Origin of the sequence: Streptomyces camponoticapitis, from assembly GCF_014646115.1 — a bacterium.
Taxonomy (GTDB): domain Bacteria; phylum Actinomycetota; class Actinomycetes; order Streptomycetales; family Streptomycetaceae; genus Streptomyces; species Streptomyces camponoticapitis.
On record NZ_BMMV01000001.1, the window covers coordinates 417,105 to 439,945 of the forward strand.

A 22,841-nucleotide genomic window follows, 5' to 3' on the forward strand; every position below is an offset into this window, starting at 1 on the left:
TGCCACGGGCCGCTCGTGGTCTCAAGATCCCATCGAGAAGGGTCCTGGTATGGGAAGCCGGACGCGCCCCGCGAGGGAGACGGACGCGGAGGCGTTGACCGAGGTCGACGTTCTCGCGCGCGGAGGGGACGAGGGGCGGCGGGCGAGTATCAGGCGGTGGTGCCGGGAAGGGGTGGCGACCGTCGCCGAGGACGCTTCCGGGCCGCTCGGCTACAGCGTCGTCGAATACACCTTCTTCGAGCAGGGCTTCGTCACCATGCTGACGGTGGCACCGGCGGCCCGTGGCAGGGGAGTTGGGCGCCGGCTGCTGGACGACGCGGCCGACTCGTGCACGGCCCCGAAGCTGTTCACCTCGACCAATGTCTCCAACCAGCCGATGCTGCGGCTGCTCCGGCGGGCCGGATGGAGCCCGGTCGGCATGCTCCACGGTCTCGACGAGGGCGACCCCGAGCTGTTCTATCTCTGCCCATGAGCCCGGGGCCGGTCCTGTCAGATCACCGACGGGGTGGTGTCCGGGGAGTCCGACGGGGACACGGATGTCGGTTCCGCCGGGATTCCCACCGTCGCCGACTCGGGGGGCTCCGGGGGCCGCGGCTCCTCCGGGGTGGATGACGGCGGGGGCGACGTCGGAGTCGACGGAGGGGGTGACGTCGGAGTCGACGGCGGAGGCGTGGTCGTCTTCGTCGGCGAGGGGCTGGTCTTCGTCGGGTCCGGGTCGGAGGGGTCCGGGTCGTCGTCCGGCTTGGACGGGCCGTCGGACGGGGTGCTGCCCGGGCCGGTGGACTGCGAACCGCCGCTCGTGCTCGGCGTCGGCGCGTCCGAACCGTTGTTGACGGGGACCCCGCCCGGTTTCGCCGGCCTCTCCGTGCTCTCGTCCGTCGGCGTCCCGCTGTCGTATCCGGCGGTGCCGTCGTCGTCGTCCGTCGAATGGTCCGTCTGGACCCGGTCCGTGGGCGAGCTGTCGTTGCCCGACGCCCCGAGTGTCACGACGGTGCCCAGTACGGCGGCGAGTACGGCCCCCGCCCCGGCCGCGACCAGGTTGCGCCGCGCGCCGCCCAGCACGGGGCGGCGTCGGCGGGCGGACGACGCTCCGGTGGGCGCCGCCGTGACCGGAGTGTCGTCGCGCCGGGTCACCAGCGTCATCCGGTCGTCCGGCGACGCCGGGTTGGCCACGGGCACGACCATCGACACGCCGCGCGGCGGCGAGACCGGCAGTTCGTCGTCGGCCCGGTGGTAGGGGACGACCGCCGTGTTCCCGTTCTCGCGGTCGCTGACCAGGGCCAGCGCCCTGCGCCCGGACACCGTGCCGCGCTTGTCCGCCACCGCCCCGCGCATGCCGATCGAGGTCTCCAGTTCGGCGCGGGCCCGGTCCAGGCTTCCGACGCAGAGCGCGAGAATCCCCAACTCGTGGTGGAAATAAGCCTCTTCGGCGACCTCTCCGGCGATCCTCGCCGCCTCCTGGCCGATCCGCAGCGCGCGCTCCCAGGCGCCCCAGTGCAGTCCCGCCATGAACGCGGGCGCCGCTCCCCTGGCCAGCAGGACGGCGGCGCTCGCGTGCCCCGCCTCGCCGCTGGACACCAGCGGTGTCATCGCCGCGAGCAGCGAGTCCGCCTCGGCCGAGGCCCGGCGCGGGGTGACCGAGGGATGGCCGGCCCACCAGGTGAAGTGCTGGACGGCGACGTGCGCGCGGGACGTGGCCTCGTCGCCGTACCCCTGCGCCTCCAGTTGGGCGAGCGCGCCGGCGGCGAGCCGGTAGCGCGTGCCGACGGGTGAGAGCAGACCGGCGACCATCAGTTCGCCGATGGCGGCGTCGGCGTGGGTGTCGCCCACCAGGGCCGGGAGATGGGCCTGGTGCGGGACCTCACCGCCGAGCGCGACGGCGAACCGCAACGTCTCACGCGCGGCCTCGGAGAGCCGGGAGGCGAGCAGCACCGCCGGCGCGGCGCCCTCGCCGAGAGTCGGCAGCGGGATGTCGTACCCGTCGGCGGTCAGCCCGTCGTCCGCGAACAGGTCGTCCCGGTCCTGCCCTTGGCCGTACGGGGGGTCGGCCAGCTCATGGACGAAGACCCCGTCCGCCTCGTACGCCTCGGAGTCGGCGCGCAGCCGGTCACGTCCGCGCAGCAGCGCGGCGGCCTGGACGAAGCGCTGCGGCAGTCCCTCGGACTCGAACCAGAGGTCCCCGGCCCAGTTCGCCTCCTCGTCGGTCAGCGGGCGCCCCGTCGCGCGCTCCAGCAGATCGAGCGAGGCGCCGCGGCCGAGCCCGCCGAGCAGGACCTCTTCGAGGCGCGAGCGCGAGATGGGGGCGTCCACGTCGGGCGTGACGGCGAGGAGGAAGGCGCATTCGGGCGCGGCCTCCAGGAGTTCGTCCAGCGGCTCGCCGCCGAATTCGAGGTCGTCGACGACGACGATCGCGCCGATACCGCGGACCAGGCCCAACAGGCCCGCGCGGTCCGGGCGGTGCAGCACGGACCGGTAGACCGCCGCGTACAGCTCGTACAGCAGCTCGGTGACGGTGCGGTGGTGGCCGGAGAGCCGTACGACGCCGTCCGGCGCGAGGTCCTCGCAGTCGGCGGCGACGGCCTCGACGAGTGCGGTACGGCCGGAGCCCGCCGACCCGGTGAGCCGTACGGAGTGCCCGCGTCCGAGCAGCGCGACGAGTTGTTCGCGCTCCCCCTGACGCTCCAGCAGCGGGAGCGGCGGGGCGCCGGGGCCGGACGGTATCGGCGGACGCCCGGCGCGGCGCTGCTCGGCGCGCTCGTCGGCGTCGAGCCTGACGGGGGCGGGCGGCTGCGACCCCGGCGGGCACGGCTCGATCTCGCTGCCGTCGACCGGGTTGACGGTGATCAGGAAGTCGCCCGAGATCAGCTCGACGGTGCGCGCGGGTGTCGGGTGCGTCAGCCACGGGCTCGGCCGGTCGGCGGCTTCGGCGGAGCCGTCCTCGGCGCGCCCGGTGCCCGCGCGACCGGTACCGGTGCCCGTGGGACCGGCCCCGTCGGGACCTGGGTCCGTCGGGTGGGTCGGGTGGGTCGGGTCGGTCGGGTTCATCGTCAAAGCCCCCCAGATCGTGGCGTGCGGTTGCTCTCCCGGCCTCGCACACCCCGTTGTCACTTCTGGTCCGGTGCCCGCCGTGTGGGTCGGCCGACGGCCGAAACCCTAAACCTCCGCACAGTATCCAGGAACAGGCGGGGTGCCGCCTCGTCCGAGACGTCACGGTCTCGTGAGGATTGTGCGTGGCTCCGCGGATGCGACGTGGCTCCGCGGGCGCTGCCGGAGGGCCGGTCGGTTCGGAAGGGTCAGACGCGCGGAAGCGATTCTGCTGCGATGCCGCCCTCGATGGCGAGGATGCGGTGCAGCCGGGTGGCCACCAGAAGGCGCTGCATCTGCGCGGGCACACCGCGCAGTACGAGTCTGCGACCGCAGCGGCCGGCCCGCCGGTGCGCGCCCATGATGACGCCGAGGCCCGTGGCGTCCCAGGAATCCAGTCCGGTCAGATCGAGCACGAGGTCGCCGGCTCCGTCGTCGACGGCCGTGTGCAGGACCGTACGGGCGTCCGCCGCGCTGCGGACGTCGAGGCGGCCCTCGACGACCAGCTCGGCGTGGTCGCCCCTGATGTACATACGCTCTCCCCGAATGCTTACGTGCTCCGCGTCGGTCTTCTCTGTGTTCGTGCAATGTCTTTGTGCAACAACTGACAGCCGCGCGGCCGAGGAAGTTGCCGTCCGTGAGCGAACTGATACCGAATTCACCCGGTGGAGTGAGGGCTCAGCGGTCGATGTGGCCCGGTGCCCACCGAACGCGGTCAGTGCTTGTAGAAGCCCTGCCCGCTCTTGCGCCCGATGTCACCCGCGTCCACCATCCGGCGCATCAGCTCGGGCGCCGCGAACTTCTCGTCCTGCGACTCGGTGTAGATGTTGTCAGCGGCGTGCAGCAGGATGTCGATGCCCGTGAGGTCGGCGGTGGCGAGCGGCCCCATGGCGTGCCCGAAGCCGAGCTTGCACGCGATGTCGATGTCCTCGGCCGTCGCGACGCCGGACTCCTGGAGCCTGGCGGCCTCGACGACGAGGGCGGTGATCAGACGGGTGGTGACGAAGCCCGCGACGTCACGGTTGACGACGATGCAGGTCTTGCCGACGGATTCGGCGAACTCCCGTGTGGTGGCGAGGGTTTCGTCGCTTGTCTTGTAGCCGCGTACCAGTTCGCAGAGGTTCATCATCGGTACGGGCGAGAAGAAGTGCGCGCCCACGACCCGTTCGGGGCGCTGCGTCGCCGCGGCGATCTTGGTGATCGGGATGGCCGAGGTGTTGGAGGCGAGGACGGTGTCGTCGCGTACGAGCTTGTCGAGGGTCCGGAAGATCTCGTGCTTGATGTCGAGCTTCTCGAAGACGGCCTCGACGACGATGTCGGCGTCGGCCGCGGCGTCCAGGTCGGTGGTCGTGGTGATCCGGGCGAGCGCGGCGTCCGCGTCCGCCTCCTCAAGCTTGCCCTTGGTGACGAACTTGGCGTAACTGGCGCGGATCGCTTCCCTGCCACGGGTCAGGGCCTCGTCGGTCACATCTCGCAGCACGACGTCCCAGCCGGCCTGGGCCGAGACCTGCGCGATTCCGGACCCCATGAGTCCGGCCCCGATGACGGCGAGCTTCCTGGCCACGACGTACCCCTTGATTTCCGCTGCGGACCCACGCGCGGCTTAACACGCGCTTTACATTCCTTCTCTGCCGGAGGCTATCGGTCGTGAGCTGCGCTGTGGTGACGAAGAGATGCGCGTCACGTCTCACATGACGGACATCACATCCGCAGGCGTGCCGACAGGGCTCATCAGCCTTGCCGTACCGCGTACTTGAGCACCTTTTCACCCAGCACTTCCTCGATGTCGTCCAGCAGTGCGAGGGCTTCCCGCGAGGTCTCCTCGACGGTCCGGCCTTCGAGCATGCGGCGGGCGACGAACGCCATGAGCGTCCCGTGGGCCCAGGCGAGCTGACCGGCCACCAGGGTGGGCAGGGTGTCGGCGGCGTCGGCTCCGGTCTCCCCGCGGAGCGTCCGCTCCAGGTTGTCCAGAACCTCCTGCTGGATGGAGAGGAGGCGGGACTGGAGTGAGTGCGATTCCCGGACGACCTTCATGAAGCGGTCGTATCCGCTGTGCAGTCCGATGGTGGGCGACACGGTCTCGGTCAGTTCCCGCAGTTCGCGCAGGACCGCGTCGGCGGCCGACTCGCCGGCGTCGCGCGCGCGTACGAACCGGGAGAGCCGGTCGACGATGCCCCTGCTGCGGTCGAGGAAGAGGTCTTCCTTCGTCGAGAAGTAGTTGTAGACCGTGTTGACGGAGACGTCCGAGGCCTCGGCGACCTCGGCGATGGTCACCGCGTCGAAGCCGCGCTCGATGAACAGATGGGTGGCGACATCGGAGATGTACTGCCTGGTCTGGCGCTTCTTGCGCTCCCTGAGCCCTTCGGACATGCCCCTCACTGTAGAACGCGGATCGCACCGGCCGCCCGCGCCGGCATCCTGCTTGAGTCACTGCATTTTTGGGGTCGTTGCAAAATTTAAGTGACTCTGTTTTTCTGGGGCCATGGCAATCATCAGTACAGCCGGGCTCGCCCGGTCCTTCTCCACGAAGCAGGGCACCGTCGAGGCGGTGCGCGGCATCGACCTGACCGTGCGGGCCGGGGAGATCCTCGGCTTCCTCGGTCCCAACGGGGCGGGCAAGACCACCACGCTGCGGATGCTCACGACACTGCTGGCGCCCACCGGCGGCGCGGCGACGGTCGCCGGGTTCGACCTCGCCCGGGAGCCCGCGCGGGTGCGGCGCAGGATCGGTTACGTGGCGCAGGCCGGCGGCGTCGACCCGTACGTCTCCGTACGCGAGGAACTGGTCACCCAGGCCCGGCTCTACCGGCTGACGAAGGCCGAAGCCGCCCTCCGCGCCGAGGAGTTGGCGTACGAACTCGATCTGTCAGAGCTGCTCGACCGCAAGTGCGCGGCGCTCTCCGGCGGCCAGCGCCGGCGCCTGGACATCGCGATGGGGCTGACCCACCGCCCCGAGGTGCTGTTCCTGGACGAGCCGACCACCGGCCTCGATCCCGGCAGCAGGGCCGGTCTGTGGGACCTGGTCCGCCGGATCCGCGAGGAGCACGGCACGACCGTCTTCCTCACCACGCACTACCTCGACGAGGCCGACGAACTCTCCGACCGGCTGGTGGTCGTCGACCGGGGCGTGGTGGCGGCCGAGGGCACACCCGCCGAGCTGAAGCGGACGTACGGCGGCTCCCCCGGCGCCTCGCTCCAGTCCGCCTTCCTCGCGATCACCGGGCGCGCCCCCGCGCCGGACGACACCCTTCCCGTAGCCGTCTAGGAGGCTCCCGCCGTGTCCCCGCTCCCCTCGTCCCTGGTCCCGGACACCGCGCTGGTCTTCGGTCGGTACGCCCGTCAGACCCTGCGCTCCAAGTTCCAGATCCTCTTCGGCGTCCTGATGCCGCTGCTGTTCCTGTTCTTCTTCGGACCCCTGCTGACCGATCTCCCGCTCGGCGGGAAGACGGACTCCTGGCAGATCCTGGTCCCCGGGCTGCTGCTCCAACTCGCCCTGCTCGGTGCCTCGTTCGCGGGCTTCGCGATACTCGTCGAGAAGCAGACCGGGGTCCTCGAACGCATGCGGGTGACGCCGGTGAGCCGGCTCGCCCTGCTCCTGGGGAGAGTGCTGCGCGACGCGGCGCTCTTCGTCTTCCAGTCCGTGCTGCTGGTCCTCGCCGCGGTGGCGATGGGGCTGCGGGCACCGCTGGGCGGGATCCTCATCGGGTTCGTCTTCGTCGCCGTCCTGGCAGCGGCGCTGGCCTCGCTCTCGTACGCGCTGGCGATGAAGGTCTCCACACCGCAGGAGTTCGGTCCCGTCATCAACGCGTTGACGATGCCGGTGATGCTGCTGTCCGGACTGGTGCTGCCGATGACGCTGGCGCCGGGCTGGCTGGACACGCTGTCGCACATCGTGCCGCTGCGGTACCTGGTGGACGCCGTACGGGCGGGTTACGTGGGCGACTACGCGAGCGGCGCGATGCTGTACGGCGCGCTGGTGGCGGCGGCCCTCGCGCTGCTGTCGACGACGGTCGGCACCCGGGTGTTCCGCGGGGCCGGCGCCTGACCGCGCCGCCCACCGAGGGCCCGCTCGACGCCTAGGCTGGGCCCATGGTCAATCTGACGCGTATCTACACCCGCACCGGCGACAAGGGCACCACGGCGCTCGGCGACATGAGCCGTACCGCCAAGACCGATCCGCGGATCGGCGCCTACGCCGACGCCAACGAGGCGAACGCCGTCATCGGTACGGCGATCGCGCTGGGACAGCTCAGAGACGACATCGTGAAGGTCCTCGTCCGGGTGCAGAACGACCTCTTCGACGTCGGCGCCGACCTCTCCACCCCGGTCGTCGAGGCACCGGAGTACCCGCCGCTGCGGGTCGAGCAGCCGTACATCGACAAGCTGGAGTCGGACTGCGACCTCTTCCTGGAGGAGGTCGAGAAGCTGCGGAGCTTCATCCTGCCGGGCGGTACGGCGGGGGCGGCGCTGCTGCACCAGGCGTGCACCGTCGTACGGCGCGCGGAGCGCTCGACGTGGACGGCGTTCGAGACGCACGGGGAGACCATGAACCCGCTGACGGCGACGTATCTCAACCGGCTCTCCGACCTTCTGTTCATCCTGGCCAGGGTGGCCAACAAGGAGGTCGGAGACGTGCTGTGGGTGCCGGGCGGCGAGCGCTAGCCGCCCGGCACGACAGACCCTAGGGCGTGTCGCTGTAGGACCTGGACTCCCCCACCGGGGCGGGCCCGCCCGGGTCCTTCTTCGGGAAGAGCGTGTAGCTGGTGGCCCACACCAGATTGATGCCGATCAGGAAAATCATCTTCTGCTGCCACATCCGCAGTGAGCCGATCTCCCCCTCCGGGCCGACGTACCAGACCGCGGCCTGGAGCAGAACGACGGCGATGGCCGACGCCACGATCCAGCGGGCCGCGGTCTTCCACTCGTGGACCGCGCGCGCCTTGCCGTACTTCGGCGGCCGCACCGGCGGCGGGCCGTCGGCGAAGCGGTGGGCGAAGCGCGCGTCGGCCCACCTGATCAGCTCCGGACCGAGGGCCACCGAGAATCCGATGTAGACCGCCGCGAGCCCGTGCTTCCAGTCGGGTTCGGCGCCGTTCTTGAGGTCGATCGCGGTCACGACAAGCAGCAGGACCTCCAGCAGCGGTTCGCACAGCAGCACCGCGACCGACGTGCGCCGCATTCCGGCGAAGTAGCGCAAGGAGAGGCCAAGGCCCAGCAGTACCCAGAATCCGACCTCGCAGATGATGATCAGCGTGACGATCACGACAGCCCCCTTCCGGCTCACTCCAAGCCTCCCGCCCGTCCGGGCGCCGATCGTCGTCGGCAGTGACGAACCGTGACTGCATCCTTCGATGTACCGCCACCTCGGCCGGTACGTGGAGGTGCCGGTCCACGGCGCCGTGTTTGATGGTGGGGTGACCGCCTTTCCCCGCCCGCACCGCGAGGACGTCCTGATCTCGGCCGCCGGCCTGCTGGGCGGTGTCCTGCTGTGGGCGCTCGGACTGCACACCCAGGGCGGCCGCGGACTGCCCGGACCGTGGGTGCTGGTGCCTCTCGTCGCCATCTCACTGACGGAGCTGGTACGCCGGAGCGCGCCCCTCACGGCCCTGCTCGTCGCCACCTTGGCCCTGGTCGCCGACCAGTTCACGCTGGGCAGTGTGGCCACGATCGCCATGTTCACGGACATCGTGTACGCGGCGGTGCTCTACGGCAGCCCGTCCGCCGCCCGTCGTATCCCCTGGGGCACGGTGCTGCTCACGGTCGTCCTCACCGTCGCTGCCCTGAGCCGGCTGCGCTCTCCCGAGGGACTGCTGCTCGGGGTGATCGCCGCGGCGATCGGTATCGCCCCGGCCTTCACCGGTGTGCTGGTGCGCGACCACCGGGACGCCGCCGAGGCCGCCCGGCTGCGGGCCGAACAGACCGCGCTGCTGGCGGAGATGGACCGCACGCAGGCCGTGACGGCCGAGCGCGCCCGGATGGCACGGGAGCTGCACGACATGGTCGCCAACCATCTGTCGGCCATCGCGATCCACTCCACCGCCGCGCTCTCCCTCGACGACGCGCGGACCACGAAGGACGCGCTGGCGGTGATCCGTGAGAACAGCGTCGCGGGACTGGCCGAGATGCGACGGCTGATCGGGCTGCTGCGGGACGTCGGCGAGGACCGGGACCCGGTCCCGGCGCCGACACTGAGGGCGCTCGACTCGCTCGTGGAGCAGGCGCGGACGAACGGCTCGTCCAGCGGGCTGACTTTCGCGCTGGAGGACCGGCGGGGCGGGGACGCACCGCTGCCCGCGCCGGTCGAGATGGCCGCGTACCGCATCGTCCAGGAATCGCTGACCAACGCCCTCAAGCACGGGCCGCGGGGCCTGGTGACGGTGTCACTGGATCGCTCGCGGCGCGCTCTGCGCGTCGAGGTCGTCAGCCCGTACGGCGACCGGCCGGGCCCCCGCGCGCCGGGCTCCGGCGCCGGGCTGGTCGGGATGCGCGAGCGTGTCGCGCTGCTGAACGGCGAGTTCGAGGCGGGACCGGTCACGGCGGACGACGCCGCCGGCACGAAGATCTGGCGGGTACGGGCGGAATTGCCCGTCGAGGAGAGGGGCGGCGCCTCATGACGATCCGGGTTCTGGTGGCCGAGGACCAGTCGGCGGTACGCGCGGGGCTGGTGCTGATCCTGCGCAGCTCGCCGGAGATCGAGGTCGTCGGCGAGGCGGGGGACGGCGAGGAGGCCGTCCGGCTGGCCCGTGAACTCCGCCCGGACCTGGTGCTGATGGATGTGCAGATGCCCCGGCTCGACGGGGTGTCGGCGACCCGGCAGGTGGTCGGCGAGAAGCTGGCCGACGTGCTCGTCCTGACGACGTTCGACCTCGACGAGTACGTCTTCGGCGCGCTGCGCGCCGGGGCGTCCGGGTTTCTGCTGAAGAACACCGAGGCGAAGGACCTGATCGACGCGGTGCGGACGGTGGCGAGCGGCGAGGGGCTGATCGCGCCCGCCGTGACGCGCCGGCTGATCGCGGAGTTCGCCTCGCCCAGGACCGTACCGTCGCCGGACGCACCGGATCCCTCCGTCCTGGACGTGCTCACCCGCCGCGAGCGGGAGGTGCTGTCGAGTCTGGGCGACGGGCTGTCGAACGCCGAGATCGCGGTACGGCTCAACATGGCGGAGGCGACGGTCAAGACGCATGTGAGCAGGCTGCTGGGCAAGCTTGACCTGCGCAGCCGGGTGCAAGCGGGCCTGCTGGCGCAAGAGTTGGGGATCTGAACGGACCCCGGTCGGGGGACGTACCAGGTGGCATACCAACCGGCCGCGCCTTTGGTCTGGACCTATTGACGATTGGTCCAGACCTCCTTACTCTCACGCCACTGACTAGTGCGCGAGCTGTCGCGAAAGTCGGGTCTCACGGACCACCCGGACCATCCCCGAACTGCTCCGAACTCACTCGAGGAGTACCCCTTGAGCACGAAGACGTCCGTCCGAAGAACCAGATTCAGATCCAGATCCGTCGCGGCGCTGACCGCACTCCTCCTCCCCCTCGCCGCCATGGTCGGCCTGGCCTCCCCCGCCGAGGCCGCCACATCGGCGACCGCCACGTACACCAAGAAGTCCGACTGGGGCACCGGCTTCGAGGGCTCGTGGACGGTGAAGAACACCGGCACCACGACCCTCACCTCCTGGACCGTCGAGTGGGACTTCCCCGCCGGCACCGGCGTCGGCTCCGCCTGGGACGCCACGGTCACCAAGAGCGGCACCAACCACTGGACCGCCAAGAACGTGGGCTGGAACGGCACCCTCAACCCGGGCGCCTCGGTCACCTTCGGCTTCAACGGCACCGGCTCGGGCTCCGGCTCCCCGGCCAACTGCAAGCTCAACGGCCTCTCCTGCGACGGCGGCAGCGTCCCGGGCGACTCGGCCCCCACCGCCCCGGGCACGCCCACCGCGAGCGAGATCACGAACACGTCGGCGAAGCTCAGCTGGAGCGCCGCCACCGACGACAAGGGCATCAAGAACTACGACGTCCTGCGGGACGGTACGAAGATCGCCACGGTCACCGGTACGACATACACGAACACCGGCCTGACCGCGGGCACCAGCTACTCGTACAGCGTCCAGGCGCGTGACACGGCCGACCAGACCGGACCGGTCAGCGGCTCGGTCGCCGTCAGGACCACCGGCGGCGGCACGGACCCGGGCACCCCGCCCGGCGACCAGGTCAAGCTCGGCTACTTCACCGAGTGGGGCGTCTACGACCGCAACTACCACGTCAAGAACGTGGTGACCTCCGGCAGCGCCTCGAAGATCACCCACATCAACTACTCGTTCGGCAACGTCCAGGGCGGCAAGTGCACCATCGGTGACAGCTACGCCGCCTACGACAAGGCGTACACCGCCGACCAGTCCGTCGACGGCGTCGCCGACACCTGGGACCAGCCGCTGCGCGGCAACTTCAACCAGCTGCGCAAGCTCAAGGCCGCCAACCCGAACATCAAGGTCCTCTGGTCCTTCGGCGGCTGGACCTGGTCCGGCGGCTTCGGTGACGCGGTGAAGAACCCGGCCGCCTTCGCGCAGTCCTGCTACGACCTGGTCGAGGACCCGCGCTGGGCCGATGTCTTCGACGGCATCGACCTGGACTGGGAGTACCCGAACTCCTGCGGTCTGAGCTGTGACACCAGCGGTCCCGCGGCCATGAAGAACATGATGCAGGCCATGCGGGCCAAGTTCGGTGCCAACTACCTGGTCACCGCGGCGGTCACCGCCGATGCCTCCAGCGGCGGCAAGATCGACGCCACCGACTACGCCGGCGCCTCGCAGTACATGAACTGGCTCAACGTCATGACGTACGACTTCTTCGGCGCCTTCGCCGCGCAGGGCCCCACGGCCCCGCACTCCCCGCTCACCTCGTACCCGGGCATCCCGCAGGCCGGCTTCAACTCGGCCGACGCGATCGCCAAGTACAAGGCGCAGGGCGTACCGGCCAAGAAGCTGCTCCTCGGCATCGGCTTCTACGGACGCGGCTGGACCGGCGTCACGCAGGCCGCTCCGGGCGGCAGCGCGACGGGCGCGGCGCCCGGCACGTACGAGGCGGGCATCGAGGACTACAAGGTCCTCAAGAACACCTGCCCGGTCACCGGCACCGTCGGCGGCACCGCGTACGCGAAGTGCGGCAGCAACTGGTGGAGCTACGACACCCCGGCGACGATCGCCTCGAAGATGACCTGGGCGAAGAGCCAGGGCCTCGGCGGAGCGTTCTTCTGGGACTTCACCGGTGACACCGCGAACGGCGAACTGGTGACCGCGATCAGCAACGGTCTGCGGTAGCACACCGCTCATAGGGCGAGGGGGACGGTGCCCACCGGCACCGTCCCCCTCGTCGTTGTCCGTACCGCCCCGAAAGCCCCGGAAGGCTCAGGGTCCCGAAAGCTCAGGATCTCGAAGGCTCAGGCCACATTCACCCGCTGGCCGGGCGGCGCCGCCTCCAGCCAGGCGAGGAAGCCGGTCAGCGCGTCCTCGCTCATCGCCAGCTCCAGGCGCGTCCCGTTGTGGACACAGCCGAGCACGACGGAGTCGGAGAGCAGCGCCAGTTCCTCCTCGCCCTCGGGGGCGCGCCGGGCGCGCACCTCGATGGCCGAGCGCTCAAGGCTGCGACGGGGCCTCGGCGCGTAGGAGAAGACCCGAAACCAGTTGATCCGGTCGCCGCTGTAGCGGGCGACGCCGTACACCCAGCCCTTGCCGGTCGTGTCCGGCTCCTCCGCCACGTTCCAGCGCAGCGAACAGTCGAAGGTCCCGCCGGACCGCTGGATCAGCCGCCGGCGCAGCCCGAAGACGAAGAGCCCCACCGCAACCAGCACGACGACCAGTCCACAGACAAGCAGAGCGAGGACCATCTGTACCGACCTCCTCGCCTATCGAGTAACCCGCACGAACCAACAGAAACTGCTTCCGCATCGCCTCAGCCGCGACCCGGTCCGGATGACTCCAGAACGGGCCGCGGCTGAGGGTAATTCCAGAAGCGGTGCGTCAACGCACCGCCACAGCGCGAAGCCGGACATCGGCGCGCCGCTCGGCGGCGTCGTCGTCGTCGGACTTCGCACGCTCAAGCGCGCGCTCGGCACGCTGGGCGTCGATCTCGTCCGCCAGCTCGGCGATCTCCGCGAGCAGCGAAAGCTTGTTGTCGGCGAACGAGAGGAAACCGCCGTGCACAGCGGCGACGACCGTTCCGCCGTCGGTCGTACGGATGGTCACGGGGCCCGATTCCAGCACACCGAGCAGCGGCTGGTGACCGGGCATGACGCCGATGTCGCCGGAGGTGGTGCGCGCGACGACCAGGGTGGCCTCGCCGGACCAGACACTACGGTCCGCGGCGACCAGCTCGACGTGCAGCTCAGCAGCCAAGGGTGGCTCCTCGGGTCACCACCCGGCTTGGTCGCCGGGTGTCGGTCTAGATTCTATGGGGTTCACGTTCGGCGGTTCGGCGGGGGGCGGTACGGGACCGCCCCCCGCCGTCGAGTCCGGGGACTCAGGAGATGCCGAGCTCCTTGGCCTTCGCCTTCAGGTCGTCGATACCACCGCACATGAAGAACGCCTGCTCGGGGAAGTGGTCGTAATCCCCGTCGCAGATCGCGTTGAACGCGGAGATCGACTCGTCGAGCGGCACGTCGGATCCGTCCAGGCCGGTGAACTGCTTGGCGGCGTGGGTGTTCTGCGACAGGAAGCGCTCGACACGACGGGCGCGGTGGACGATGAGCTTGTCCTCCTCGCCCAGCTCGTCGATACCGAGGATCGCGATGATGTCCTGGAGGTCCTTGTTCTTCTGCAGGATTCCCTTGACGCGGCTGGCCGCGTCGTAGTGCGCCTGCGAGATGTAACGCGGGTCCAGGATGCGGGACGTCGAGTCCAGCGGGTCGACCGCCGGGTAGATGCCCTTCTCCGAGATCGGACGCGACAGCACGGTCGTCGCGTCGAGGTGCGCGAAGGTCGTGGCCGGGGCCGGGTCGGTCAGGTCGTCCGCCGGCACGTAGATCGCCTGCATCGAGGTGATCGAGTGACCACGGGTCGAGGTGATGCGCTCCTGGAGCACACCCATCTCGTCCGCCAGGGTCGGCTGGTAACCCACCGCGGACGGCATACGGCCGAGCAGCGTGGAGACCTCGGAACCGGCCTGGGTGAAGCGGAAGATGTTGTCGATGAAGAGCAGCACGTCCTGCTTCTGCACATCGCGGAAGTACTCCGCCATGGTCAGGGCGGACAGGGCGACCCGCAGACGGGTGCCCGGCGGCTCGTCCATCTGGCCGAAGACCAGCGCGGTCTTGTCCAGAACGCCCGACTCGGTCATCTCGTCGATGAGGTCGTTGCCCTCACGGGTGCGCTCACCGACACCGGCGAACACGGAAACACCGTCGTGCAGCTTCGCCACACGCATGATCATTTCCTGGATGAGGACCGTCTTGCCGACGCCCGCTCCACCGAAGAGACCGATCTTGCCGCCCTTGACGTACGGGGTCAGCAGGTCGACGACCTTCAGGCCGGTCTCGAACATCTCGGTCTTGGACTCGAGCTGGTCGAAGGCCGGGGCCTTGCGGTGGATCGGCCAGCGCTCGGTGATCTGAGCCTCGCCGTCCGGGTCGTTCAGGATCTGGCCGAGGGTGTTGAACACCTTGCCCTTGGTCACGTCACCGACGGGCACCGAGATGCCGGAGCCGGTGTCCGTCACCACGGCCTGGCGGACCAGACCGTCGGTCGGCTGCATCGAGATGGCGCGTACGACTCCGTCACCCAGGTGCTGGGCGACTTCGAGCGTCAGCGTCTTCTTCTTGCCGTCCTCGGCCGGGTCGGCCACCTCGACGTGCAGTGCGTTGTAGATCTCCGGCATCGCGTCGACGGGGAACTCCACGTCGACGACCGGGCCGATGACCCGGGACACGCGGCCCGTGGCCGTGCTTCCCGGGGTGGCCGCCTCAACTGTGGTCGTCATTACTTTTCACTCCCCGCGGTCGCGTCGGCCAGGGCACTGGAGCCACCGACGATCTCGCTGATTTCCTGGGTGATTTCGGCCTGGCGGGCCGCGTTGGCAAGCCGGGAGAGACTCTTGATGAGGTCCCCGGCGTTGTCGGTCGCCGACTTCATCGCGCGGCGGGTGGCCGCGTGCTTGGAGGCGGCGGCCTGGAGCAGCGCGTTGTAGATACGGCTCTCGACGTAGCGCGGCAGGAGGGCGTCGAGGACGTCCTCCGCCGACGGCTCGAAGTCGAACAGCGGAAGGATCTCGTCCTTCTTCGCCGAGTCCGCCTTGTCGTCGTCCCCTTCCTCCGCCGTGTCGGCGAGGGAGAGGGGCAGCAGCCGGTTCTCCACCGGCGTCTGCGTCAGCATCGAGAAGAACTCGGTGAAGACGATGTGGAGTTCGTCCACGCCGCCGTCCGCCGTGTCCCGCTGGACCGCCTCGATCAGCGGTCCGGCGACCTTCTTCGCGTCCGCGTAGGTCGGACTGTCGGTGAAGCCGGTCCACGAGTCCGTGACCTTGCGCTCACGGAAGCCGTAGTAGGCGACACCCTTGCGGCCGACGATGTACGTGTCGACCTCCTTGCCCTCGCTCCTGAGCCGCTCGGTGAGCCGCTCCGCCGCCTTGATGGCGTTGGAGGAGTAGCCGCCCGCCAGTCCGCGGTCGCTCGTGATGAGCAGGACCGCGGCCCGTACCGGCGCCTCGACCTCCGTGGTCAGAGGGTGCTTCGTGTTGGATCCGGTCGCCACCGCCGTGACCGCGCGGGTGAGCTCGGTCGCGTACGGTGTCGAGGCCGTCACCTGGCGCTGCGCCTTGACGATCCGCGAGGCGGCGATCATCTCCATCGCCTTGGTGATCTTCTTGGTCGCGGTGACGGATTTGATGCGACGCTTGTAGACCCGGAGCTGGGCTCCCATGAGTCAGGTCCCTTCCGTCGTCACTTGGAGACGTTGACGCCGGACGGGGCGTCGTCGCCCAGAAGCTTGCCGTCCGAGGTCTCGAACTGCTTCTTGAAGTTGGCGATGGCGTCACCGATGGACTCGACCGTGTCGTCCGACATCTTGCCGCCCTCGGCGATGCTGGTCAGCAGCTCCTTGCGCTCGCGGCGCAGGTGCTCCAGCAGCTCGCTCTCGAAGCGGCTGATGTCCTCGACCGGGACGTCGTCCATCCTTCCGGTGGTACCGGCGAAGATCGAGACGACCTGCTCCTCGACGGGGTACGGCGCGTACTGCGGCTGCTTCAGCAGCTCGACCATGCGCTGACCACGCTGGAGCGAGGCCTTCGACGCGGCGTCCAGGTCGGAACCGAAGGCGGCGAACGCCTCCAGCTCGCGGTACTGGGCGAGGTCCACGCGGAGACGGCCGGACACCTGGCGCATGGCCCGGTGCTGGGCGGAGCCACCGACTCGGGAGACCGAGATACCGACGTTCAGCGCGGGCCGCTGGCCGGCGTTGAACAGGTCGGACTCCAGGAAGCACTGGCCGTCGGTGATGGAGATGACGTTGGTCGGAATGAACGCCGACACGTCGTTCGCCTTGGTCTCGACGATGGGCAGGCCCGTCATCGAACCGGCGCCCATGTCGTCGGAGAGCTTGGCGCAGCGCTCCAGCAGACGCGAGTGCAGGTAGAAGACGTCGCCCGGGTAGGCCTCACGGCCCGGCGGGCGGCGCAGCAGCAGCGAGACGGCGCGGTAGGCGTCGGCCTGCTTCGACAGGTCGTCGAAGATGATCAGGACGTGCTTGCCCTGGTACATCCAGTGCTGGCCGATGGCCGAACCGGTGTACGGGGCCAGGTACTTGAAGCCCGCCGGGTCGGACGCCGGGGCGGCGACGATCGTCGTGTACTCGAGCGCGCCGGCCTCCTCCAGGGCACCGCGTACGGACGCGATGGTGGAGCCCTTCTGGCCGATGGCGACGTAGATGCAGCGGACCTGCTTGTTCACGTCGCCCGAGCGCCAGTTGTCGCGCTGGTTGATGATGGTGTCGACGGCCAGGGCGGTCTTGCCGGTCTGGCGGTCGCCGATGATCAGCTGACGCTGGCCGCGGCCGATCGGCACCATCGAGTCGACGGCCTTGTAGCCGGTCTGCATCGGCTCGTGCACCGACTTACGGACCATGACGCCCGGAGCCTGGAGCTCCAGGGCGCGGCGGCCGTCGGTCGCGATCTCGCCGAGGCCGTCGATCGGGGCACCGAGCGGGTCGACGACACGGCCGAGGTAACCCTCGCCGACGCCGACGGAGAGCACCTCGCCGGTACGGGTGACCGGCTGACCCTCCTCGATACCGCTGAACTCACCGAGGACGACCGCGCCGATCTCGCGCTCCTCCAGGTTCAGGGCGAGACCGAGGGTCCCGTCCTCGAACTTCAGCAGTTCGTTCGCCATGGCCGAGGGCAGACCCTCGACCTTCGCGATGCCGTCACCGGCAACGCTGACCGTACCGACCTCCTCGCGCGAGGCCGCGTCCGGCTTGTACGACTGGACAAAGTTCTCCAGCGCATCCCGGATCTCCTCCGGCCGGATCGTGAGCTCCGCCATCTGGATTCCCTGCTCTCCTTGTTGGGCCCGAAGTTCTATGGGGGTCTGGGGGCGACCCCCAGGAATCTTCTGCAATTTCTGCACGGCCCAACCGGGCCGCAGTTCTTGGTCTCGGTATGTGTGTCTGTAATCGGGTATCGAAGACCGACCGTCGGCCCTCAGCCGGCGAGCCGCCGTTCCGCCTCTTCGAGACGCTCCGCGACCGTGCCGTTGACGACCTCGTCGCCGACGCGGACCGAGACTCCGCCGAGGACCTCGGGGTCCACGTCGAGGTTCAGATGCATCGGGTGACCGTACAGCCTGGTCAGAGCCGCGCCGAGGCGCTGCTTCTGGCCCTCGGTGAGGGGCACCGCCGTCGTGACGACGGCCACCAGCCGGTCCCGGCGCGCCGCGGCGAGCCGTGAGAGAGTCTGGAGCCCCGCTTCCAGGCTACGTGCACGGGGGTGTGTGACGAGGCGCACGACCAGACGCTCGGTGCTCGGGTTGGCCCGGCCGCCGAGCAGCGTGGTCAGGAGCTCCGTCTTCGCCGACACCGTCGCCGCCTGATCGGTCAGCGCGGCCCGCAGTGTGGTGCTGGACTCGACGATCCGGCCGAACCGGAACACCTCGTCCTCCACCTCGTCGAGCCCGCCGGCCCGCTGCGCGGCGGTGAGCTCGGCGACGGCCGCCAGCTCCTCCACCGAGTCAACCAGGTCACGCGGCTGCGACCAGCGGGACCGCACCATGCCTGCGACCAGGTCGGAGCTCTCGCCGCCGACCTGTCCGCGCAGCAGTCCGCCGACCAGGTCGGCCTTGGACTCGCCGGACCGTGCGGGGTCGGTCAGGACCCGGCGCAGCGACACCTCGCGGTGGAGCAGCGCGGTGACGGCGGTGAGCTCCTCGGCGAGCTTCGACGCGTCGACCGACGTGTTGTCGGTCAGCGCGTCGAGACGCTCGCGTGCGGCGGCCAGAGCCGCGCGGCTCGCCCCGTTCATCGTGCTGCCTCCGCGGTCGACGCGCCGTCCTCGAGTTCGTCGAGGAAGCGGTCGATGGTGCGGCTCTGCCGGGCACTGTCCTCCAGGGACTCACCGACGAGCTTGCCGGCGAGGTCCGTGGCGAGCTTGCCCACGTCACGTCGCAGCGCCGAGGCGGCCGCCTTGCGGTCGGCCTCGATCTGGGCGTGGCCCGCGGCGACGATCTCCTCGCGCTGCCGCTGCCCCTCCGCCTTCATCTCCTGGATGATGACGGCACCCTGCTCGGTCGCCTCCTGACGGAGACGGGCCGCCTCGTGACGCGCCTCGGCGAGCTGGGCCTTGTACTGCTCCAGGACGCTCTGCGCCTCGGTCTTGGCGGCTTCCGCCTTCTCCATGCCGCCTTCGATGGCCTCACGGCGCTCGTCCAGAACCTTGTTGATGTTCGGGAGAAGCTTCCACGCGAGCAGGCCGAAGACGATGACAAAAGCGAGCAGGCCGATGACGAGCTCGGGAATCGGCGGGATGAGCGGGTTCTGCTCCTCCTCGGCCGCGAGCTGAACCAGAGGGTTCACATCAGTGCCTTTCCTTTAAGAAACCTGATCGTCGTGGTCCGTCTTAGTAGACGAACGGCATGACGAGGCCGATGAGGGCGAGCGCCTCACAGAACGCGAAACCGAGGATCTGGTTGGCGCGGATCAGACCGGCGGCCTCGGGCTGACGGGCGAGGGCCTGGGTGCCGTTACCGAAGATGATGCCGACGCCGACGCCGGGGCCGATCGCGGCGAGGCCGTAACCGACGGAGCTGAGCGAACCTTCAACGGCGGCAAGAGACTGAGACATGCCAGTTCTTCCTTTTCTTTCTCGGACCGATGGGGGTTGGCCATCGGACAACTCAGGGGGTGCGACGGGGAGGGCGCTCAGTGGTGCTCGGCGAGCGCGCCCTGGATGTAGCTGCAGGTCAGGAGGACGAAGACGTAAGCCTGAACTGCCTGGATGAACAGCTCGAAGACCGTCATCACGAGCACCATCACGAACGAGACGCCGGCGTAGGCGATCCCGATCCCGTTGAGCAGATACCAGCTCGCGATGGTGAAGAGCAGCAGCAGCGTGTGGCCCGCGAACATGTTCGCGAACAGTCGCACCGCGTGCGTGAACGGGCGGACCAGCAGGTTCGAGAAGAACTCGATCAGCATGGCCAGCGGCAGCACCGGGCCGAGCGACTTGTCGTAACCGGTGAAGTTCTTGAAGGCACCCACGAAGCCGTGGCGCTTGAAGGTCAGGGAGACCCACAGCACATAGACGATGAGTGCCAGACCGAGGGGGTAGGCGATGATCGACGTCACCGGGAACTGGGCGACCGGAATGATCGACCAGAGGTTCATCATCCAGACGAAGAAGAAGATCGAGACGATGAGGGGGACGTACTTCTCGCCCTCGCGCTTGCCGATCGTCTCGTAGACGACTCCGCGCCGGATGAAGTCGTAGCCCGCCTCGGCGACCATCTGAAGCTTGCCCGGGACAACCTTGGGCTTGTGGAACGCGGCCCAGAAGAAAGCGATGATGACGATCGAGCCGAGAAGCGCCAGCAGCATCGGCTTGTTGAAGTACAAGTCGCTGTCCCCGTCGCCCACGAGCGGCTTGAACAGGAACGAATGCAGGCCGGGGGCCGGGAAGCCACAGCCCTCGAAGATGTGGCAGTCGGTCTCGAAGGCGAGCACCTGCGTCGGGTCAGCACTCACCGCGGGCTCCTTCAACATGGCGCATAGGTACGGCAACCTCGTTGTGTCGGCGCGGCGGGAAGCCGCGGTTCGGCACTGGACTGGTGGTTCGGATGTGGGAACGGCGACCGGGCTGCTCCGAGCCTCGCGTCGTAAGAGCAGGCGTCAGCTGGGGAGCCCGCGCCCTCGATGCCGCAGTTGGAACCGGACGATAGCAGGATCTCGAACTCGCACTTATCCCGCCCCTACCTCTCACGCCGACGTGCCCGTCTTCTCCGGCTCGATGTAAAGGATCTTCGCCTTCATATGAGCACGGGCCTGGGCCGCGATCCACGCGAGAGTCGCGATCACCAACGTCAGCGCGAACGCCTTGGGGTTGAACAGTGAGGTGTCCTTGAAAGCCGCCATGAAGACGAAGAGCGCCAGCACTTGGGTCGTGTAGAGCAGCAGGCCCATCCCCTGGAACAGATGCGGCAGCGACCTCGCCGTGCGCTGCAGCACGATGAGACCGATCCCCATGAAGACGGTCACCACCACCGCGGCCACACCGGCACCCAGCGCCCCCTTCCCGCCCGCGACCACACCACTGACCACCGTGGCGACTACGCCGACGGCAGCGGTGGGTACGGCGGCCTGGAGGAGGGTCCGGACGTCGTTCGAGGGCATGGCGGCAGCTCCGCTTGCTGGGTGGGGCAGATGGTGTCCTCATGGACGAGCGTAGGCCCGGTCCGAGAGTTGGATTCTCGGGCCAACGGACCGTCGCACTACGGTCCTTCGGCTCTGGCGCCGGGTCTCGTGAACGGTATCACAAACTATTTGATGAGGTCTTTACCATGAAGGTGTGCTGACCGTCACACATGAGGACGAATCTGCGCGTGTGAGCCGTACAACACGCCGTCTTGTCTGGTAATGGGGCCTGTTGAGGTAGTTCTCAGTACGAGGAATCCGCCTTGCGCCGGTCGGAGAACCGAGATCGCGGCCCGATCGCGGTAGCACCGTTGACGCCCGCCGGGACCGGAGCGGGCTCGCCCGCCGGGTCGCCGTCGGCCGGCTGTACGTCCTCGGCCGGCCGGGAATCGTGAGGCACCTGTGATCCGGCGCCCGGCCGGCTCTCCCGCGGCCCGGGCTCCTCGTGGGCCGCCTCAGCGGCCTCGCCGGCCTCCGCCGCCGACTCCGCCTGACCGTTCCGCTTACGGCGCCGGTAGCGGGGCGGCACGACGGCCTCGGCCCAGCGCGGGGTGCGCGGTGTGAAGCGGGGCAGCAGCAGGAGCAGCAGTCCCAGGGCGCTCAGCGCGACGACCGCCAGCACGATCCACATCGTGGACATCGTGGACGAGGAGTGGACCGAGTACAGGACCACGCCGAAGGCGATCAGCGCCGACCAGAAGTACATGATCAGTACGGCCCTGCTGTGCGAGTGCCCGATCTCCAGCAGCCGGTGGTGGAGATGGCCGCGGTCGGCGGCGAACGGCGACTGGCCGTTCCAGGTGCGGCGCACGATCGCGAGAACGAGGTCGGCGACCGGGATCGCGATGATCGTCAGCGGCAGCAGCAGCGGGATGAAGACCGGCAGCGCGGCGTGGGTCGCCTCACGGGTCGACCCGTCCGCGTAGATCTTCAGGGCGTCCGGGTCGACCTGGCCCGTCACGGAGATGGCGCCCGTCGCGAGCACCAGACCGATCAGCATCGAGCCCGAGTCACCCATGAAGATCCGGGCCGGATGCATGTTGTGCGGCAGGAAGCCGATGCCCATGCCCATCAGGATCGCGGCGAAGAGGGTGGCGGGGGCGGCGGCCTCGATGCCGTACCCGTACCAGATCCGGTACGCGTACAGGAAGAACGCCGCCGCGGCGATGCAGACCATGCCCGAGGCCAGACCGTCGAGTCCGTCGACGAAGTTGACCGCGTTGATCGTGATCACGACCAGGGCGACGGTGAGGAGCGTGCCCTGCCAGGACGTCAGCGCGACGGTCCCGACGCCCGGCACCGGGATCCACAGGATGGTCAGACCCTGCATCACCATCACGCCCGCGGCGATCATCTGGCCGCCGAGCTTGATGAGGGCGTCGATCTCGAACTTGTCGTCCAGGACGCCGATCAGCCAGATCAGCGCGGCACCGGAGAGCAGCGCGCGCGGCTCGTTCGACCGCTCGAAGACCCCGCTGAGATTCTCCAGGTTGCTGGCGACCAGCAGTCCGGCGCACAGGCCGAAGAACATGGCGATTCCGCCGAGACGCGGTGTCGGTTCGCGGTGCACGTCGCGGGCGCGGATCGCGGGCATCGCACCGATCGCGATGGCGAACTTCCGCACCGGACCGGTCAGCAGATAAGTCACCGCGGCCGTCACGCAGAGCGTCAGCAGGTAATCACGCACAGGCTGCCCCACAGAAATCGCCGGCCATCTGAGGCACACACACTAGCTCGCTGCGGGAGGACCGTTGGAATGCGTGTAGCCACATGATGAAGGACATACACGGCGGCGCGTCGGTTGCACAAATTCGTCTCACCATATCCCCCGCCGAATTTCTCACCGTGTGTCGCGCGTGTTCAACGGTGCGCG

23 protein-coding genes are annotated in these 22,841 nt (G+C 69.2%); 7 read left to right on the forward strand and 16 right to left on the reverse strand.

The annotated features are described in order from the left end of the window. Positions 1–49: 49 nt before the first annotated feature. Positions 50–472, forward strand: coding sequence for a GNAT family N-acetyltransferase (locus tag IEY79_RS01770; protein ID WP_189105428.1), 423 nt, complete (start codon positions 50–52; stop codon positions 470–472). A gap of 17 nt (positions 473–489) precedes the next feature. On the opposite strand, the gene IEY79_RS01775 is transcribed toward IEY79_RS01770, so the two are convergent. The 4 genes from IEY79_RS01775 to IEY79_RS01790 all read right to left on the reverse strand — a co-directional run bounded on the left by IEY79_RS01775 (position 490) and on the right by IEY79_RS01790 (position 5,454). Beyond that, positions 490–3,045, reverse strand: a complete 2,556-nt coding sequence (locus IEY79_RS01775) for an ATP-binding protein (RefSeq protein ID WP_189105429.1) — start codon at positions 3,043–3,045, stop codon at positions 490–492. 248 nt (positions 3,046–3,293) lie between these two features. Then, complete coding sequence (locus IEY79_RS01780; protein ID WP_189105430.1) at positions 3,294–3,617, reverse strand: STAS domain-containing protein; 324 nt, start codon at positions 3,615–3,617, stop codon at positions 3,294–3,296. Positions 3,618–3,799: 182 nt separating this feature from the next. Continuing rightward, positions 3,800–4,648: a 3-hydroxyacyl-CoA dehydrogenase family protein gene (locus tag IEY79_RS01785; protein WP_189105431.1), complete on the reverse strand. Its 849-nt coding sequence runs from the start codon at positions 4,646–4,648 to the stop codon at positions 3,800–3,802. A 167-nt stretch (positions 4,649–4,815) separates the two neighbouring features. Further along, a complete protein-coding gene (locus IEY79_RS01790; protein WP_189105432.1) occupies positions 4,816–5,454 on the reverse strand; it encodes a TetR/AcrR family transcriptional regulator in 639 nt (212 codons plus the stop codon). A gap of 112 nt (positions 5,455–5,566) precedes the next feature. On the opposite strand from IEY79_RS01790, the gene IEY79_RS01795 reads away from it, so the two are divergent. From IEY79_RS01795 to IEY79_RS01805, 3 genes are read left to right on the forward strand one after another with little or no spacing between them, the layout of a single operon-like run. Next, positions 5,567–6,349, forward strand: a complete 783-nt coding sequence (locus tag IEY79_RS01795) for an ABC transporter ATP-binding protein (protein ID WP_189105433.1) — start codon at positions 5,567–5,569, stop codon at positions 6,347–6,349. A gap of 12 nt (positions 6,350–6,361) precedes the next feature. After that, positions 6,362–7,129 (forward strand): ABC transporter permease, encoded by a 768-nt coding sequence (locus IEY79_RS01800; RefSeq protein WP_229700558.1) that lies wholly within the window; start codon positions 6,362–6,364, stop codon positions 7,127–7,129. 44 nt (positions 7,130–7,173) lie between these two features. Next, positions 7,174–7,746, forward strand: a complete 573-nt coding sequence (locus IEY79_RS01805; protein ID WP_189105434.1) for a cob(I)yrinic acid a,c-diamide adenosyltransferase — start codon at positions 7,174–7,176, stop codon at positions 7,744–7,746. 19 nt (positions 7,747–7,765) lie between these two features. Here the strand turns inward: IEY79_RS01805 and IEY79_RS01810 are convergent, their stop codons facing one another. Next, positions 7,766–8,347 carry a hypothetical protein gene (locus IEY79_RS01810; RefSeq protein ID WP_189105435.1) on the reverse strand — a complete coding sequence of 194 codons (582 nt, stop codon included), beginning with the start codon at positions 8,345–8,347 and terminating at the stop codon, positions 7,766–7,768. Positions 8,348–8,498: 151 nt separating this feature from the next. Here IEY79_RS01810 and IEY79_RS01815 point away from each other — a divergent pair, with 151 nt between their 5' ends. The 3 genes from IEY79_RS01815 to IEY79_RS01825 all read left to right on the forward strand — a co-directional run bounded on the left by IEY79_RS01815 (position 8,499) and on the right by IEY79_RS01825 (position 12,400). Further along, the gene (locus IEY79_RS01815) at positions 8,499–9,698 is read left to right on the forward strand and encodes a sensor histidine kinase (RefSeq protein WP_229700559.1); all 1,200 of its coding nucleotides are present in this window, start codon (positions 8,499–8,501) and stop codon (positions 9,696–9,698) included. Continuing rightward, positions 9,695–10,345 carry a response regulator gene (locus IEY79_RS01820; RefSeq protein ID WP_189105437.1) on the forward strand — a complete coding sequence of 217 codons (651 nt, stop codon included), beginning with the start codon at positions 9,695–9,697 and terminating at the stop codon, positions 10,343–10,345. The genes IEY79_RS01815 and IEY79_RS01820 overlap by 4 nt, the downstream gene beginning before the upstream one ends. A gap of 192 nt (positions 10,346–10,537) precedes the next feature. Next, positions 10,538–12,400, forward strand: coding sequence for a glycosyl hydrolase family 18 protein (locus IEY79_RS01825; RefSeq protein WP_373292437.1), 1,863 nt, complete (start codon positions 10,538–10,540; stop codon positions 12,398–12,400). 119 nt (positions 12,401–12,519) lie between these two features. Here the strand turns inward: IEY79_RS01825 and IEY79_RS01830 are convergent, their stop codons facing one another. From IEY79_RS01830 to IEY79_RS01880, 11 genes are all read right to left on the reverse strand, one after another. Further along, a complete protein-coding gene (locus IEY79_RS01830; RefSeq protein ID WP_189105438.1) occupies positions 12,520–12,966 on the reverse strand; it encodes a DUF2550 domain-containing protein in 447 nt (148 codons plus the stop codon). Positions 12,967–13,099: 133 nt separating this feature from the next. Then, positions 13,100–13,474 carry a F0F1 ATP synthase subunit epsilon gene (locus tag IEY79_RS01835; protein ID WP_189105439.1) on the reverse strand — a complete coding sequence of 125 codons (375 nt, stop codon included), beginning with the start codon at positions 13,472–13,474 and terminating at the stop codon, positions 13,100–13,102. 124 nt (positions 13,475–13,598) lie between these two features. Next, on the reverse strand, positions 13,599–15,053 hold the full coding sequence (gene atpD, locus IEY79_RS01840; protein ID WP_189105440.1) for a F0F1 ATP synthase subunit beta: 1,455 nt from the start codon (positions 15,051–15,053) through the stop codon (positions 13,599–13,601). Beyond that, a complete protein-coding gene (locus tag IEY79_RS01845; protein ID WP_189105441.1) occupies positions 15,053–15,991 on the reverse strand; it encodes a F0F1 ATP synthase subunit gamma in 939 nt (312 codons plus the stop codon). The genes atpD and IEY79_RS01845 overlap by 1 nt, the downstream gene beginning before the upstream one ends. Positions 15,992–16,011: 20 nt before the next feature. Next, complete coding sequence (atpA, locus tag IEY79_RS01850) at positions 16,012–17,610, reverse strand: F0F1 ATP synthase subunit alpha (protein WP_189105442.1); 1,599 nt, start codon at positions 17,608–17,610, stop codon at positions 16,012–16,014. A gap of 158 nt (positions 17,611–17,768) precedes the next feature. After that, the gene (locus IEY79_RS01855; protein ID WP_189105443.1) at positions 17,769–18,584 is read right to left on the reverse strand and encodes a F0F1 ATP synthase subunit delta; all 816 of its coding nucleotides are present in this window, start codon (positions 18,582–18,584) and stop codon (positions 17,769–17,771) included. Beyond that, entirely contained in the window at positions 18,581–19,135 is a 555-nt protein-coding gene (locus IEY79_RS01860; RefSeq protein WP_189105444.1) for a F0F1 ATP synthase subunit B, read from the reverse strand. The genes IEY79_RS01855 and IEY79_RS01860 overlap by 4 nt, the downstream gene beginning before the upstream one ends. 43 nt (positions 19,136–19,178) lie before the next feature. Continuing rightward, the gene (gene atpE, locus IEY79_RS01865) at positions 19,179–19,403 is read right to left on the reverse strand and encodes an ATP synthase F0 subunit C (protein ID WP_189105445.1); all 225 of its coding nucleotides are present in this window, start codon (positions 19,401–19,403) and stop codon (positions 19,179–19,181) included. A gap of 77 nt (positions 19,404–19,480) precedes the next feature. Further along, the gene (gene atpB, locus IEY79_RS01870) at positions 19,481–20,317 is read right to left on the reverse strand and encodes a F0F1 ATP synthase subunit A (protein WP_189105623.1); all 837 of its coding nucleotides are present in this window, start codon (positions 20,315–20,317) and stop codon (positions 19,481–19,483) included. Positions 20,318–20,533: 216 nt separating this feature from the next. Beyond that, positions 20,534–20,947, reverse strand: coding sequence for a Cg1360 family ATP-synthase-associated protein (locus tag IEY79_RS01875; protein WP_189105446.1), 414 nt, complete (start codon positions 20,945–20,947; stop codon positions 20,534–20,536). A gap of 265 nt (positions 20,948–21,212) precedes the next feature. Next, the gene (locus IEY79_RS01880) at positions 21,213–22,655 is read right to left on the reverse strand and encodes an MraY family glycosyltransferase (RefSeq protein ID WP_189105447.1); all 1,443 of its coding nucleotides are present in this window, start codon (positions 22,653–22,655) and stop codon (positions 21,213–21,215) included. Positions 22,656–22,841 lie beyond the last annotated feature (186 nt).

Excerpts from the sequence above, each read along its gene's own strand:
- IEY79_RS01780 (WP_189105430.1), bottom strand. The coding sequence starts at position 3,617 with ATGTACATCAGGGGCGACCACGCCGAGCTGGTCGTCGAGGGCCGCCTC.
- atpA (WP_189105442.1), bottom strand. The coding sequence starts at position 17,610 with ATGGCGGAGCTCACGATCCGGCCGGAGGAGATCCGGGATGCGCTGGAG.
- IEY79_RS01770 (WP_189105428.1), top strand. The coding sequence starts at position 50 with ATGGGAAGCCGGACGCGCCCCGCGAGGGAGACGGACGCGGAGGCGTTG.
- IEY79_RS01805 (WP_189105434.1), top strand. The coding sequence starts at position 7,174 with ATGGTCAATCTGACGCGTATCTACACCCGCACCGGCGACAAGGGCACC.
- IEY79_RS01875 (WP_189105446.1), bottom strand. The coding sequence starts at position 20,947 with ATGCCCTCGAACGACGTCCGGACCCTCCTCCAGGCCGCCGTACCCACC.
- IEY79_RS01820 (WP_189105437.1), top strand. The coding sequence starts at position 9,695 with ATGACGATCCGGGTTCTGGTGGCCGAGGACCAGTCGGCGGTACGCGCG.
- atpD (WP_189105440.1), bottom strand. The coding sequence starts at position 15,053 with ATGACGACCACAGTTGAGGCGGCCACCCCGGGAAGCACGGCCACGGGC.
- IEY79_RS01855 (WP_189105443.1), bottom strand. The coding sequence starts at position 18,584 with ATGAACGGGGCGAGCCGCGCGGCTCTGGCCGCCGCACGCGAGCGTCTC.
- IEY79_RS01790 (WP_189105432.1), bottom strand. The coding sequence starts at position 5,454 with ATGTCCGAAGGGCTCAGGGAGCGCAAGAAGCGCCAGACCAGGCAGTAC.
- IEY79_RS01845 (WP_189105441.1), bottom strand. The coding sequence starts at position 15,991 with ATGGGAGCCCAGCTCCGGGTCTACAAGCGTCGCATCAAATCCGTCACC.
- IEY79_RS01795 (WP_189105433.1), top strand. The coding sequence starts at position 5,567 with ATGGCAATCATCAGTACAGCCGGGCTCGCCCGGTCCTTCTCCACGAAG.
- atpE (WP_189105445.1), bottom strand. The coding sequence starts at position 19,403 with ATGTCTCAGTCTCTTGCCGCCGTTGAAGGTTCGCTCAGCTCCGTCGGT.
- IEY79_RS01775 (WP_189105429.1), bottom strand. The coding sequence starts at position 3,045 with ATGAACCCGACCGACCCGACCCACCCGACCCACCCGACGGACCCAGGT.
- IEY79_RS01830 (WP_189105438.1), bottom strand. The coding sequence starts at position 12,966 with ATGGTCCTCGCTCTGCTTGTCTGTGGACTGGTCGTCGTGCTGGTTGCG.